The organism is Mesorhizobium argentiipisi (SeqCode), assembly GCF_037179585.1.
GTDB lineage: Bacteria > Pseudomonadota > Alphaproteobacteria > Rhizobiales > Rhizobiaceae > Mesorhizobium > Mesorhizobium argentiipisi.
Genome location: NZ_JAPYKO010000002.1, coordinates 277,642 through 292,560 on the forward strand (window position 1 = coordinate 277,642; position 14,919 = coordinate 292,560).

Here is a 14,919-nt window from a genome sequence, read left to right on the forward strand (position 1 = left end):
CCGAACATCGGTTTGGCCTATAGCGGCACGACCTTCCCCTCAGCCAGCGTCACCCGCCGGTCCATGCGCCCGGCGAGCTCGTGGTTGTGAGTGGCGATCAGCGCCGCGAGACCCGACTGCCTGACCAGCGCCTCCAGCGCATCGAAGACATAGGAGGCAGTGACCGGATCGAGATTGCCGGTCGGCTCGTCGGCCAGGAGCACCAGCGGAGCATTCGCGACGGCGCGGGCAATGGCGACTCGCTGCTGCTCGCCGCCGGAAAGCTCGGCCGGCCGGTGCTGCGCGCGCTTGCCGATCTGCATATAGTCGAGGAGCTGCGCCGCCCGCTCGGATGCTTCCTTGCGGCCGAGCCCCTTGATCAGCTGCGGCATCATGATGTTCTCGAGCGCGGAGAACTCCGGCAGCAAATGATGGAACTGATAGACGAAGCCGACATCGTTGCGGCGGATCGCGGTGCGCTCCTCGTCCGACAGCCGGCCGCAGGCACGGCCGGCGAGGATCACGTCGCCGGCGTCGGGCCGCTCCAGCAGGCCGGCCGTGTGCAAAAGGGTCGACTTGCCGGTACCCGACGGCGCCACCAGCGCCACCATCTCGCCGCGCCTGAGCGAAAAGTCGGCGCCGTTCAGAATGGTGAGCTTGCGCGGCCCCTGGACATAGTGCCGCTCGACGCCCTTCAACTCGATAATGGCCTCGGCCATCATTCGTACCTCAAGGCTTCGACGGGATCGAGCCGGGCGGCACGCCAGGCCGGGAACACCGTCGCCAGGAACGACAGGCCAAGCGCCATGATGACGACATAGGTCGTCTCGCGCGGATCCATCTTCGCCGGCAACTGGCTGAGGAAATAGAGCTCGGGGTTGAACAGGATCCTGCCGGTCATCCACGAGAAGAACTGGCGGATCGATTCGATGTTGAGGCAGATGACGACGCCGAGCAGCACGCCGGCGATCGTGCCGGTGACGCCGATCGCCGCGCCAGTCATCAGGAAGATGCGCAGGATCGCGCCGCGCGAGGCGCCCATCGTGCGCAGGATGGCGATGTCGTGGCCCTTGTCCTTCACCAGCATGATGAGGCCGGAAATGATATTGAGCGCCGCCACCAGCACGATCAGCGTGAGAATCATGAACATGACGTTGCGCTCGACCTGCAGCGCCGAGAAGAAGGTCTCGTTGCGCTGGCGCCAGTCGACGAGGTCGACCGGCCGCTGCGCCGCCTGCTCAACCAGCGGCTTCAGCGCGTCGACATTGTCGGGATTGTCGACATAGATCTCGATGGTCTGCGCGCGCCCGTCCATGTTGAAATAGAGCTGCGCTTCCGAAAACGGCATGTAGACGATCGAGCTGTCATATTCCGACATGCCGACCTCGAAGATCGCCGCCACCTTGTAGCCCTTCATGCGCGGCGTGGTGCCGAGCGGCGTCACGTCGCCTTCCGGCGAGATCAGCGTGATCGTGTCGCCGAGCACCAGCCCGAGGCTTTCCGCCATGCGCTTGCCGATCGCCACGCCCTCGCCGGTGTCGAAACCATCGAGCGTACCCTGCTTGATGTTGCTGGCGACGATCGAAATCTTGCCGAGATCCTCGCCGCGGATGCCGCGCACCAGGGCGCCCGTGCCGCCGCCGACATTGCCTTGCGCCAGGACCTGGCCGTCGATCAGCGGGATCGCGTATTTGACGCCGGCGACGCCGTTGATGCGGCTCGCCACCTGAGCATAGTCCTCCAGCGGCGAATCGAGCGGCTGCACGATGAGATGGCCGTTGACGCCGAGGATGCGGGTCAGCAGCTCGGCACGAAAACCGTTCATCACGGCCATGACGACGATCAGCGTCGCGACGCCAAGCATGATGCCGAGGAAGGAGATCGAGGCGATGACCGAGATCACCGTCTCCTTGCGGCGCGAGCGCAAATAGCGCCACGCCACCATGCGCTCGAAGCCGGAGAAAGCGCCCGCCGCTGATCTGGCCGCTGTCGCCGGCTCGCTCATGCGGCGATACCCAGGCGCTTCTTGGCTTCCGCGATCGGCAGCGTCTCGCGCTCGCCCGACTTGCGGTTCTTGATCTCGACCTCGCCGGCGGCCACGCCGCGCGGGCCGACGATCACCTGCCACGGCAGGCCGATCAGGTCGGCGGTGGCGAATTTGCCGCCGGGACGCTGGTCGCTGTCGTCATAAAGCACGTCCCTGCCTGCCGAAGTCAGAGCCGCGTAGAGCTCGGCGCAGACGCGGTCGCATTCGCCGTCGCCGACCTTCATGTTGATCAGGCCGATATCGAAGGGCGCCACCGCTTCCGGCCAGATGATGCCGTTCTCGTCATGGCTCGCCTCGATGATCGCAGCAACCAGTCGCGACGGACCGATGCCGTAGGAGCCGCCCGAGGCGAAGTGATCCTTGCCATCCGGGCCGGTCACCTTGGCGTTCATCGGCTTGGAGTATTTCTCGCCGAAATGGAAGATATGGCCGACCTCGATGCCGCGCGCCGAGACCTGTTCGCTTGGCGGAACGTTCGTCCAGGCCGCCTCGTCATGCATCTCGTCGGTGGCGGCGTAAGGCGTCGTCCACTTCTTCACGATATCGCCGATCTCGGCATCGTTGGAGAAGTTGGTGTTCGCGCCCGGCACGTCGAGCGTGAGATAGGCGCGGTCGCAGAACACCTGGCTCTCGCCGGTTTCCGCCAGGATGATGAACTCATGGCTGAGGTCGCCGCCGATCGGGCCGGTATCGGCACGCATCGGAATGGCCTGCAGACCCATGCGCGTGAACGTCCTGAGATAGGAGACGAACATGCGGTTGTAGGCGGCCCTGGCGCCCTCGAAATCGAGGTCGAACGAATAGGCGTCCTTCATTAGGAATTCTCTGCTGCGCATGACGCCGAAGCGCGGGCGCACCTCGTCGCGGAACTTCCACTGAATGTGGTAAAGATTGAGCGGCAGGTCCTTGTAGGATTTCACGTACGCTCGAAAAATCTCGGTGACCATCTCTTCGTTGGTCGGGCCGTAGAGCATGTCGCGATCCTGGCGATCCTTGATGCGCAGCATCTCCTTGCCGTAGTCGTTGTAACGGCCGCTCTCGCGCCACAGATCGGCCGACTGGACGGTCGGCATCAGGATTTCCAGCGCGCCGGCGCGGTTCTGTTCCTCGCGGATGATCTGGCAGACCTTGTCCAGCACGCGCTTGCCCAATGGCAGCCACGAAAAGCTGCCCTGCCCCTGCTGGCGGATCATGCCGGCGCGCAGCATCAGCCGATGCGAGACGATCTCGGCCTCGCGGGGATTTTCTTTGAGAATGGGCAGGAAGTAGCGCGACAAACGCATGAACTGGTCCATGAGTGAAATAACGGCGCGGGGAATCGGCGCGCCTAAGGCTGCTTGCCCGGGCTTCATAGCCATTTCAAGGCCGAATGGAAACCCGAGTGCCCCAAAGTATCGGGCCTTCTGCACCTTACCAAAAAGGCGATTTTGGCCGCGAAGTGCCGCAAATCGCTATTTGATCGATTCACAAGCAAGCCCTGCCGCACTATTGTGCAGTGCAGCACGAGATTGCCCGTTTCGGGGCAAAATTCTTCGTGACATTTTCACCTGCCTTGGTCTAGTGTGCGCCGATAACCGAGAGGGCGGAGAAAAATCTGCTCTCCTACGCGGTCAAAGTCTTGGGAGGATGCGATCTAGGCGCGGTAACTCGCTGCCGCCGGACACCGGAAACGGATCGGACGCGTTTAAATTGCAAGGCCTCGTGCCTTGCATTTTTTTTGTGCAATCATCTGCTTAGCGCGACCATCTGCCAAACAGCATCAGCCGTTCGTTAGCCACCGAATTCGGAAGCCCCTTCCGAATTCAACTTTGGCGCGCGTATGCTGCTTAATACTTGGGGACTGTATCTTCAGCGTCAGTGATGGGCATTCGGACTAAAGTCCGGCATGATCCGCATGATATCGTCGAAGCTGAATCCCAGCCCTATCGTAAGACCGTAGAGAATGCCTATGACGACCACCGTCACGATCGTCGCGCGGATGAAAGCACGCAGCATATGCGGGCCGCGCGGCGCGCTGGAAACAGTCCCAAGCGTAACATCCTGATCGTCGTCCTGCGTGCGCAGGCTGAACGGCAGAACGACGAACAGCACCAGCCACCAGGTGACGAAGAACAGCGCGGCGAACAGTATCCAGTTCATACCTGCTCCAGTTCGACCAGCGTGCCGAAGAAATCCTTGGGGTGCAGGAACAACACCGGCTTGCCGTGCGCGCCGATCTTCGGATTGCCGTCGCCCAGCACGCGCGCCCCGCTTGCCTTCAAATGATCGCGGGCAGCCAGGATATCATCGACCTCATAGCAGACGTGATGCATGCCGCCCGAAGGGTTCTTCTCCAGGAACGCCGCGATGGGCGATGTCTCCCCCAGCGGCTCCAGCAACTCGATCTTGGCGTTGCCGACATCGACGAACACCACGGTCACGCCATGCTCCGGCAGCGCCTGCGGCTCGCCCACTCGCGCGCCCAGCGTATCGCGATAGGCGGCCACCGCCGCGGCCAGATCCGGCACGGCAAGCGCGACATGGTTCAGGCGTCCAAGCATAAAGCGCTCCGCTTTAGGGAGTAAGGGAGTAGGGCAGTAAGGCAGTAAGGGAATAGGGGAAAAACAGGCAACTGCTCGTTCTTCCCAACTCCCTACTGCCTTACTCCCCTATTCCCTCATTCGTCACCGCGTGACGAACACAGTCACCAGCGGCTTCTTGCCCCAGGCTTCGTTGGCGGCGCCGCGCACGGCGCGGCGCACCGCCTCCTGCACCAGGTCGAGGTCTTTTCGGCGCTGGCGCGGAATGGAGTCCACCGCGCCGATTGCCGCATCGAGCATCAGGTCCTCCAGTGTCTCGCCGCGGGCATCCGCCTCGGCGACGCCGATCGCCACCAGATCAGGGTCACCGGCAAGCTCATACTTGTCGTCCAGCACGACATTGACCGCGACATGCCCGGCGAAGGAAAGCTTGCGGCGGTCGCGTATGCCCATCGCCTGGTCGGTGCCGATCAGCGAGCCATCCTTGTAGAGTCGCCCGAACGGCACCTGATCGATGATCGTCGCCGGCCCTGGCCAGAGCCTCAGCATGTCGCCGTCGCGTACCTGCGCCACCTGGCCGATGCCCGACATCGACATCAGCGAGCCCTGCGCCACCAGATGCGCCGCCTCGCCATGCACGGGAACGCCGATCTGCGGTCGGACCCATTCATACATCTTGCGCAATTCGCTGCGGCGCGGGTGGCCGGAGACATGCACCAGCGCATCGCCATCCTCGATGATCTTGATGCCGAGATCAATCAGCCGGTTCTTGATCTCGAGAATTCCCTTTTCGTTGCCGGGAATGGTGCGCGAGGAAAACACCACCGTGTCGCCGGCCGTCAGAGCAACCGACTTCATCTCGTCGCGCGAAAGCTTTGCAAGCGCTGCCAGCGGCTCTCCCTGGCTGCCGGTGCAGATGATGACTAGGTTCTCGCGCGGGATATAGCCGTAATCTTCCTCGGCGATGAATTCCGGCAGGCCGTCCATGTAACCGAGCTCGCCCGCCACATCGATAACACGCTTCAGCGAACGGCCGAGCACCAGGCACTGCCGGCCGGCATCGCGCGCCGCCCTGGCGATCGAGACGATGCGCCCGACATTGGAGGAGAAGGTGGTGACCGCGACACGTCCCTTCGCGCTCTCGATGACGCCCTTGAGGCCTTCCCCGACAGCGACTTCTGACGGCGACTCCCCTTCCCTCAGCGCATTGGTGGAATCGCAGATCAGCGCCAGCACGCCCTTGTCGCCATAGGCGCGGAACCGCGCCTCGTCGGTCTTCGGGCCGATCGTCGGCGCCGGGTCTATCTTCCAGTCGCCGGTGTGGATGACGGTGCCGGCGGGCGTGGTGATCGCCAGCGACATCGGCTCGGGAATCGAATGCGCCACGGGAATGGCCTCGATCTCGAAAGGTCCGATGGTGAATTTTTCGCCGGCCCGGTAGATCGACGCCGGAATCTTTGGCGCGCCCTGTTCGCCCTGCCGCTTGGCCTCGAGCAGGCCGGCGGTGAACGGCGTCATCCAGACCGGCGCCTTGAGCTTCGGCCAGATATCGAGCAGCGCGCCGTAATGATCCTCATGCGCGTGGGTGATGACGATGCCGCGCAGCCCCTCGATATTCTCCTCGATGAAGCGCGTGTCGGGCAGGATGAGATCGACGCCGGGATGTGCGCTGTCGGGAAAGGTCACGCCTACATCGACGATGATCCATTCGCGCGCGTCTGCAGGCCCATAGCCGTAAAGGGCGAAGTTCATGCCGATCTCGCCGACGCCGCCCAGCGGCGCGAAGACAAGTTCGGCGTTTTCTCTATTCGCCATGAATTCTTTCCTTCCTGGCCGCTTTGGCCAAGCCGTTGGCGCAATTCCGGGAAAAGCGTGTCACGGCTTTCCGTCCGGAATTGCACAAAAACAAAATTATACCCGGGCCGAGGCGACTGCGCCGAAATGCACGTCGCCGGCCGCGATCGTCAAAACCGATCCCTGATCGTCGCGGATCACAAAACGGCAGTCCTCGTCAATGGTTTCGAAGACGCCGCGCACCACATTGCCGTCAATTCTGACAGCAACCTCGCCACCGAGCCCTGCCGCGCGGGCAAGCCAGCGCTTTCTGATGGCATCGAGCCCGCGCCCGTCATCCCACAGCCTGGCATTCTCGCTCCAGGCATCCGAAAGCGCCAGGAAAAGCGTTTCGGCATCGCAAGTGGCACCCAGCGCCTGCAGCGACGTCGCCGGATAAGGCAAATCCTCAGGATAAGCCACGACATTGACGCCGATGCCGATAGCGACGGCAAAGCGGCCGCCATCGAGCGTCGCCGACTCCAACAGGATGCCGGCAAGCTTGGCGCCCGAAGCCAGCACGTCGTTCGGCCATTTCAATTCGAAGCGGTTGCGGCCCTGGCTTGCGCCATCCAAGGCGACGGCGATCCGGCCTTTCGGCACGACGGCGTCGAGCGCGTCGGCCAGCGCCAGCCCCGCGACGAAGCCGAGCGTCGCGGCCAGCCGAAGCTCGCCGCCGGGAACCAGGAGCAGCGTCGCCGCGAGATTGCCCTCCGGCGTCGCCCAGGCACGGCCACGCCGGCCGCGACCGCTCTCCTGCTTCTTCGACACGACCCAGAGTTTTCCGGGATCGCCGGCGCGCGCGTGTTCCAGCGCCAGCGCATTGGTGGAGCCGACGCTGTCATGCGCCTCGAGCCGGAACCCCTCCGACGCCGCGGTTGGAGCCAGTCGAAACGCCATCCCGTCAGAAGAAGGTCTTTGCGGCGGCTTCGGCATAGTTGCCGATCGGCCCGCCGATCAGCACATAGAACAGCACGAAGGCGCCGCTGACGCCGAGCACCAGGCGCAGCTCGCTCGCCATCGGCACGAAGCCGCCGACAGGCTCGTCGAACCACATGATCTTGATGATGCGCAGGTAATAATAGGCGCCCACCACCGAGGCCAGCACGCCGATGATCGCCAGCGCATAAAGATGCGCGTTGATGGCGGCGAGGAACACGTACCACTTCCCCCAGAAGCCAGCGAGCGGCGGGATGCCGGCCAGCGAGAACATCAGGATGGTGAGGATGGTGGCCATGATCGGGTTGGTCGATGCGAGACCGGAGAGATCGCTGATCTGCTCGACATTGCCTTCCTTGCGCCGCATGGCCAGGATGAAGGCGAAGGTGCCGAGCGTCATCACCAGGTAGATCAGCATATAGATGGCGACGCCGCGCACGCCGGCCTGGCTGTTGGCGGCAAGACCGACCAGCGCATAACCCATATGGCCGATCGAGGAATAGGCCATCAGGCGCTTGATGTTGGTCTGGCCGATGGCCGCGAAAGCGCCAAGCGCCATCGAGGCGATCGAGATGAAGACGACGATCTGCTGCCAGTCGGAGGCGATCGGCTTGAAGGCACCCATGGTGACGCGCACGATCAGCGCCATCGCCGCCATCTTCGGCGCAGCCGCTAGAAAGGCGGTGATCGGCGTCGGCGCACCCTCATAGACGTCCGGCGTCCACATATGGAACGGCACCGCCGAAATCTTGAAGGCGAGGCCGGCAAGCACGAACACCAGGCCGAAGACCAGGCCGAGCTGGCGCTCGCCGCTGCCAAGCGCCGTTGCGATCTCCTGGAAGCCGGTGTTGCCGGTGTAGCCGTAGACGAGGCTGATGCCGTAAAGCAGCATGCCCGACGACAGCGCGCCGAGGACGAAATATTTCAGACCCGCCTCGGTCGAACGCAGATTGTCGCGGTTGATCGCCGCCAGCACATAGATCGCCAGCGACTGCAGCTCGAGCCCGAGATAGAGCCCGATCATGCCGTTGGCCGAGATCATCAGCATCATGCCGAGCGTGCAGAGCAACACCAGAACCGGGAATTCGAACTTGTCGAAATGTTCTTGGCGCGCAAAGCGCATCGACATGACCAGCGTCACCGCCGAGCCGATCAGCGCCAGCATCTTCATGAAGGCGCTGAACGAATCCTGGACGAAGGCGCCGCCATAAGCAGCGCCCTGCGTGCCGGAGAAGGCGAGCCACAGGCCGGTCACCACCAGCACGAGGACGGCCAGGCCGGTCACGGTCATGGTGCTGTTGGAGCGCGAATAGGCCCCGATCATCAGGAGCACCAGCGCGCCGACGGCGAGGATCAGTTCCGGCGTCGAGAGCGAAAGGCTGGCGAGAAGGTCCGGCGTCATGGTCTATTCCCCAGTCAGTTCGCCGCCGCGGTTTGCGCGGAATTGATGGATGCGGTGACGTTGGTGACGAGCGTCTTGACCGATTGCGCCGTCGCGTCGAACACCGGCGCCGGGTAGACGCCGAAGAAGATGACCAGCACCACCAGCGGATAGACGATCGCCTTCTCGCGCGGCGAGAGATCCAGCAGGTTCTTCAAGCTGTCCTTGGTCAGCGCGCCGAAGATCACCCGGCGATAGAGCCACAGCGCGTAGGCCGCCGACAGGATGACGCCGGTGGCGGCGAAGAACGCCACCCAGGTGTTGACCTTGAACACGCCGAGCATGGTCAGGAACTCGCCGACGAACCCGCTGGTGCCGGGAAGACCGACATTGGCCATGGTGAAGATCATGAACACGGTGGCGTATTTCGGCATGTTGTTGACGAGGCCGCCATAGGCGTCGATCTCGCGCGTATGCATGCGGTCATAGATGACGCCGACGCACAGGAACAGCGCGCCCGAGACGAGGCCGTGGCTGAGCATCTGGAAGATCGCGCCCTGCACGCCTTCCTGGTTCATCGCGAAGATGCCCATGGTGACGAAGCCCATATGGGCGACCGACGAATAGGCGATCAGCTTCTTCATGTCCTCCTGCATCAGCGCCACCAGCGAGGTGTAGATGATGGCCACGACAGAGAGCGTGAACACCAGCGGCGCGAACATCGCGGACGCTTCCGGGAACATCGGCAGCGAGAAGCGCAGGAAGCCATACCCGCCCATCTTCAGGAGGATGCCCGCCAGGATGACGGAGCCCGCGGTCGGCGCCTCGACATGCGCGTCGGGCAGCCAGGTATGCACAGGCCACATCGGCATCTTCACCGCGAAGGAGGCGAAGAAGGCGAGCCACAGCCAAGTCTGCATGTTGGCCGGGAAGTGATGCGTCAACAGCGTCGGAATGTCGGTGGTGCCCGACTGGAAGAACATCGCCATGATGGCGAGCAGCATCAGCACCGAGCCGGCGAGCGTATAGAGGAAGAACTTGAACGAGGCATAGACGCGCCGCTTGCCGCCCCAGACGCCGATGATGATGAACATCGGGATCAGGCCCGCCTCGAAGAAGACGTAGAACAGGACGATATCGAGCGCGCAGAACACCCCGATCATCAGGGTCTCGAGGATCAGGAAGGCGATCATATAGGCCTTGACCCGCTTCTCGATCGCATCCCACGAGGCCAGGATGCAGAGCGGCATCAGGAACGTGGTCAGGATGACGAACAGCATCGATATGCCGTCGACGCCCATATGGTAGGAAATGCCCGAATCCAGCCAGGCGTGCTTCTCGACGAACTGGAAGCCGGCCTGCGAATTGTCGAAGCCCGTCCAGATGAACAGCGAGACGACGAAGGTGAACGCTGTCGTGATGAAGGCGATGGCGCGGATATTGCGGCGCGCATTTTCGCTGTCATCGCTGATGAACAGGATGAGCAGAACACCAACCAGCGGCAGGAAGGTGACCAGCGAGAGAATTGGCCAGTCGGTCATCAGAGCATCATCCAGGTGACGAGAGCGGCAACGCCGATCAGCATGGCGAAGGCATAGTGATAGAGATAACCGGTCTGCAGCTTGACGACGCGGTTGGTGACGTCGACGACGCGCGCCGAGATGCCGTCGGGGCCGAGGCCGTCGATGACGGCGCCGTCTCCGGTCTTCCACAGGAACCTGCCGAGGCGCTTCGCCGGCCGCACGAACAGGAAGTCGTAGAGCTCGTCGAAATACCACTTGTTGAGCAGGAAAGCATAAAGCAGCCGATGATTGGCGGCGACGCTTCGGGGAAGTTCCGGCGAGCGGATGTAGAATTTCCAGGCCACCGCGAGGCCGATTACCATGGCGACGAAGGGCGCCAGTTCCACCCAGAGCGGCAGCTCGTGGATCTCGTGCAGGATGTGATTGTCCGGCAGCGTGAACAGCGACGCCTTCCAGAATTCGGCATAGCCCTCGCCGATGAAGGCGCCGTGGAAGAGAACGCCCGCGAACAGCGCGCCGGCCGCTAGCACGTAGAGCGGCACCAGCATCACCGGCGGCGATTCATGGACGTGGTGCATGACCTCGTGGCTGGCGCGCGGCTCGCCGTGGAAGGTCATGAAGATCAGCCGCCAGGAATAGAAGCTGGTGAAGCAGGCGGCGACCACCAGTAGGATAAAGGCGAAGCCGGCGACCGCATTGTGGCTGGCGAAGGACGTCGCGATGATGGCGTCCTTGGAGAAGAAGCCGGCGGTGCCGATCACCGTCGCCGGAATGCCTACGCCGGTCAGCGCCAGCGTGCCGATGATCATCATCCAGTAGGTCGCCGGGATGAGCTTGCGCAGGCCGCCCATCTTGCGCATGTCCTGCTCGTCGGACACGGCGTGGATGACCGAGCCGGAGCCGAGGAACAGCAGCGCCTTGAAGAAGGCATGTGTGAACAAATGGAAGATCGCCGCGCCATAAGCGCCGACGCCGAGCGCCACGAACATGTAGCCGAGCTGCGAGCAGGTCGAATAGGCGATGACGCGCTTGATATCGTTCTGGACGAGGCCGACGGTCGCCGCGAAGAAGGCGGTGAAGGCGCCGATGAAGGTGACGACGGTCAGCGCCGTATGCGAAAGCTCGAACAGCGGCGACAGCCTCGCCAGCATGAAGACGCCGGCGGTCACCATGGTCGCCGCGTGGATGAGCGCGGAGACCGGGGTCGGGCCTTCCATGGCGTCCGGCAGCCAGGTGTGCAGCGGCACCTGCGCCGACTTGCCCATGGCGCCCATGAAGAGCAGCAGGCAGACCACCGTCAACGCCGTCTGTTTGTCGAGCGCATGGCCAAGGAAGGTGAGCACGGCGGCACCCGCCGGCGCGCCTTCTGCGGGCAGGAACGAGGCCGCATTGGCGAACACGGTGCTCAGATTGACCGAGCCGAACAGCACGAAGACACCGAAGATGCCGAGCGCGAAGCCAAAGTCGCCGACGCGGTTGACGACGAAAGCCTTGATCGCCGCGGCATTGGCCGACGGCTTCTTGTACCAGAAGCCGATCAGCAGATAGGAAGCAAGACCGACGCCTTCCCAGCCGAAGAACATCTGAATGAGGTTGTCCGCCGTCACCAGCATCAGCATGGCGAAGGTGAACAGCGACAGATAGGCGAAGAAGCGCGGCCGGTTCGGATCGTGGTGCATGTAGCCGATCGAATAGATGTGGACCAGCGCCGACACGGTGTTGACGACGATCAGCATCACCACCGTCAGCGTGTCGATCCTGAGCGCCCAGGACGCGTCGATGCCGCCCGACTGGATCCAGCGCAGCACCGGCACGGTGAACACCTCGCCATGGCCGAAGCCGACGGTGAAGAAGGCAACCCACGACAGCACCGCCGCGATCACCAGAAAACCGGAGGTAATGTATTCGGAAGCCTTGGCGCCGAGCGAATTGCCGAACAGGCCGACGATCAGGAAGCCGAGCAGCGGAAGGAAGACGATAGCCTGATACATGATGGTTCCCGTCAACCCTTCATCGCGCTCACGTCTTCGACCGCGATCGAGCCGCGGTTGCGGAAGAAGACGACAAGAATGGCAAGACCGATCGCGGCTTCCGCGGCTGCGACCGTCAGCACGAACAGGGCGAACACCTGTCCGACGAGGTCATGCAGCGCCGCCGAGAAAGCGACGAAGTTGATGTTGACCGCAAGCAGGATGAGCTCGATCGACATCAAGATGACAATGATGTTGCGGCGGTTCAGAAAGATGCCGAACACGCCGAGCGTGAACAGGATCGCCGAAACGGTCAGGTAATGTGCAATGCCGACGACCATCTCAGATGCCCTCGCCCGATTTGACTTTGCGGATTTCCATGCCCGTCGCCGGCGTGCGGGCGACCTGCGCGGCGATCGACTGCCGCTTGACGCCCTCCTTGTGGCGCAGCGTCAGCACGATGGCGCCGATCATGGCGACCAGCAGCACCAGGCCGGAAATCTGGAAATAATAGAGATAGTCCGTATAGAGGATGTCGCCGAGCGCCGCCGTGTTGGAGCGCGTGGCGAGGTCCGGCGTTGCCTTGGCCACCGTCGAGGCGAGCTGCGGCGCGAATGTGTAGCCGCCGAGCACGATGATCAGCTCCGCCGCCAGGATCAGCCCGACCAGCGCCCCGATCGGCGCATATTGCAAGGCCCCCTCTTTCATCTCGGCGAAGTCGACGTCGAGCATCATGACGACGAACAGGAACAGCACCATCACCGCGCCGACATAGACCACCAGCAGGATCATCGCCAGGAACTCGGCGCCGGTCAGCATGAAGAGGCCCGCGGCGTTGAAGAAGGTGAGGATCAGGAACAGCACCGAATGCACGGGGTTGCGCGACGAAATGACCATGAAGGCCGACGCCACGGCGATAAAGGCGAAGAGGTAGAAAAAGGCCGCCTCTAATCCACTCAGCATGGGTTCCCCCGGGTTCCAAATTCCGACTCCGACCCGCCTCCGGTTCGAAACCGCGTGTTCCTTAAACGGACGGCGTTGCGCCGTCCACTTTCTTGTTCCTTCTCCCCGTTTACGGGGAGAAGGTGGCCCGAAGGGCCGGATGAGGGGCAACGCCAAGTTTCCGGAAGCTGGCGCGGCCCCTCATCTGCCTGCCGGCATCTTCTCCCCGTAAACGGGGAGAAGCACGCTAATCACCTATACGGCGCATCCAGCGCGATGTTGCGCGCCAGCTCACGCTCCCAGCGATCACCGTTCGCGAGCAGCTTTTCTTTGTTGTAGTAAAGCTCCTCGCGCGTCTCGGTCGCGAATTCGAAATTCGGCCCCTCGACGATGGCGTCGACCGGGCAGGCTTCCTGGCAGAAGCCGCAATAGATGCACTTCACCATGTCGATGTCGTAGCGCACGGTGCGGCGCGTGCCGTCATTGCGGCGCGGGCCAGCCTCGATGGTGATGGCCTGCGCCGGGCAGATCGCTTCGCAGAGCTTGCAGGCGATGCAGCGTTCCTCGCCGTTCGGATAGCGGCGCAGCGCATGCTCACCGCGGAAACGCGGGCTGATCGGCCCCTTCTCATGCGGATAGTTGATCGTTTCCTTCGGCGCAAAGAACTGGCGCATCGACAGGAAGAAGGCGCTGACGAAATCCTTCAGCAGCAGCGATTTTGCGGCCTGGGCCAGAGCGGACATCACGCAAACCCCGTGATCTTGAGGAAGGCCGCGGTGGCGACGACCATGAACAGCGAGATCGGCAGGAAGACCTTCCAGCCCAGCCGCATCAGCTGGTCGTAGCGGTAGCGCGGCACAAAAGCCTTCACCATCGAGAACATGAAGAACATCAAGCAGATCTTCAGCACGAACCAGATCACCCCCGGTACCCAGGTGAAGGGCGCGAAGTTGAACGGCGGCAGCCAGCCGCCGAGGAACAGGATGGTCGCCAGCGCGCACATCAGCACGACGGCGACATATTCGCCGAGGAAGAAGAGCAGGAACGGCGTCGACGAATACTCAACCATGTGGCCGGCGACGAGTTCCGATTCCGCCTCCACCAGGTCGAAAGGCGGGCGGTTCGTCTCGGCAAGCGCTGAGATGAAGAACACCACGAACATCGGCAACAGCGACAGCCAATGCCAGTCGAGGAAGGTGTTGGGCAGGCCGAGCCTGGTGCCGAGACCGTCCTGCTGCGACATGACGATGTCGGAGAGGTTGAGCGAGCCGACGGTGAGCAGCACGGTGACGATGACGAAGCCGATCGAGACTTCGTAGGACACCATCTGCGCGGCCGAGCGCAGCGCGCCGAGGAATGGGTATTTCGAATTCGATGCCCAGCCACCCATGATCACGCCATAGACCTCGAGCGAGGAGATGGCGAAGACATAGAGGATGCCGACATTGATGTTGGCGATCGCCCAGCCCTCATTGACCGGAATGACCGCCCAGGCCGAAATCGCCAGCACCGCCGAGACCAGCGGCGCCAGAAGGAACACGCCCTTGTTGGCGCCCGATGGGATCACCGGCTCCTTGAAGACGAATTTCAGAAGGTCGGCAAAGGCCTGCAACGTTCCCCACGGACCGACGACGTTCGGGCCGCGCCGCAATTGCACAGCCGCCCAGATCTTGCGGTCGGCATAGAGCAGATAGGCGACGCCGATCAAAAGCACGACGATGAGGAGCATCGACTCGCCCAGAATCCAGAGCGCCGGCGCCACATAGAGGAAGAAGAAGGTGTCCAT

Annotated in this window: 14 protein-coding genes; all 14 read right to left on the bottom strand. The window is 62.9% G+C overall.

Annotated features, from left to right (window positions below; all coding sequences use genetic code 11):
• Positions 1–17 precede the first annotated feature (17 nt).
• On the bottom strand, positions 18–701 hold the full coding sequence (locus O7A05_RS04245) for an ABC transporter ATP-binding protein (protein WP_181164814.1): 684 nt from the start codon (positions 699–701) through the stop codon (positions 18–20).
• The gene (locus O7A05_RS04250) at positions 698–1,984 is read right to left on the bottom strand and encodes a lipoprotein-releasing ABC transporter permease subunit (protein ID WP_337091703.1); all 1,287 of its coding nucleotides are present in this window, start codon (positions 1,982–1,984) and stop codon (positions 698–700) included. Before O7A05_RS04250 ends, O7A05_RS04245 begins: the two co-directional genes overlap by 4 nt.
• The gene (gene proS / locus O7A05_RS04255) at positions 1,981–3,309 is read right to left on the bottom strand and encodes a proline--tRNA ligase (RefSeq protein WP_337091704.1); all 1,329 of its coding nucleotides are present in this window, start codon (positions 3,307–3,309) and stop codon (positions 1,981–1,983) included. The genes O7A05_RS04250 and proS overlap by 4 nt, the downstream gene beginning before the upstream one ends.
• A 571-nt stretch (positions 3,310–3,880) precedes the next feature.
• Positions 3,881–4,165, bottom strand: a complete 285-nt coding sequence (locus O7A05_RS04260) for a DUF1467 family protein (RefSeq protein ID WP_337091705.1) — start codon at positions 4,163–4,165, stop codon at positions 3,881–3,883.
• Positions 4,162–4,566 carry a methylmalonyl-CoA epimerase gene (gene mce, locus O7A05_RS04265; protein ID WP_337091706.1) on the bottom strand — a complete coding sequence of 135 codons (405 nt, stop codon included), beginning with the start codon at positions 4,564–4,566 and terminating at the stop codon, positions 4,162–4,164. Before mce ends, O7A05_RS04260 begins: the two co-directional genes overlap by 4 nt.
• A gap of 123 nt (positions 4,567–4,689) precedes the next feature.
• Positions 4,690–6,360, bottom strand: coding sequence for a ribonuclease J (locus O7A05_RS04270; protein WP_337091707.1), 1,671 nt, complete (start codon positions 6,358–6,360; stop codon positions 4,690–4,692).
• 96 nt (positions 6,361–6,456) lie between these two features.
• The gene (locus O7A05_RS04275; RefSeq protein WP_337091708.1) at positions 6,457–7,278 is read right to left on the bottom strand and encodes a biotin--[acetyl-CoA-carboxylase] ligase; all 822 of its coding nucleotides are present in this window, start codon (positions 7,276–7,278) and stop codon (positions 6,457–6,459) included.
• A 4-nt stretch (positions 7,279–7,282) separates the two neighbouring features.
• Positions 7,283–8,719: an NADH-quinone oxidoreductase subunit NuoN gene (gene nuoN / locus O7A05_RS04280; RefSeq protein WP_337091709.1), complete on the bottom strand. Its 1,437-nt coding sequence runs from the start codon at positions 8,717–8,719 to the stop codon at positions 7,283–7,285.
• Positions 8,720–8,733: 14 nt separating this feature from the next.
• Positions 8,734–10,239, bottom strand: coding sequence for an NADH-quinone oxidoreductase subunit M (locus O7A05_RS04285; protein WP_224516282.1), 1,506 nt, complete (start codon positions 10,237–10,239; stop codon positions 8,734–8,736).
• Complete coding sequence (nuoL, locus tag O7A05_RS04290) at positions 10,239–12,212, bottom strand: NADH-quinone oxidoreductase subunit L (protein ID WP_337091710.1); 1,974 nt, start codon at positions 12,210–12,212, stop codon at positions 10,239–10,241. Before nuoL ends, O7A05_RS04285 begins: the two co-directional genes overlap by 1 nt.
• A gap of 11 nt (positions 12,213–12,223) precedes the next feature.
• Entirely contained in the window at positions 12,224–12,532 is a 309-nt protein-coding gene (gene nuoK / locus O7A05_RS04295; RefSeq protein WP_027168992.1) for an NADH-quinone oxidoreductase subunit NuoK, read from the bottom strand.
• Position 12,533: 1 nt separating this feature from the next.
• Complete coding sequence (locus O7A05_RS04300) at positions 12,534–13,154, bottom strand: NADH-quinone oxidoreductase subunit J (RefSeq protein WP_140724960.1); 621 nt, start codon at positions 13,152–13,154, stop codon at positions 12,534–12,536.
• Positions 13,155–13,384: 230 nt separating this feature from the next.
• Positions 13,385–13,876, bottom strand: a complete 492-nt coding sequence (gene nuoI / locus O7A05_RS04305) for an NADH-quinone oxidoreductase subunit NuoI (RefSeq protein WP_095764866.1) — start codon at positions 13,874–13,876, stop codon at positions 13,385–13,387.
• The gene (nuoH, locus tag O7A05_RS04310) at positions 13,876–14,919 is read right to left on the bottom strand and encodes an NADH-quinone oxidoreductase subunit NuoH (RefSeq protein ID WP_337091712.1); all 1,044 of its coding nucleotides are present in this window, start codon (positions 14,917–14,919) and stop codon (positions 13,876–13,878) included. Before nuoH ends, nuoI begins: the two co-directional genes overlap by 1 nt.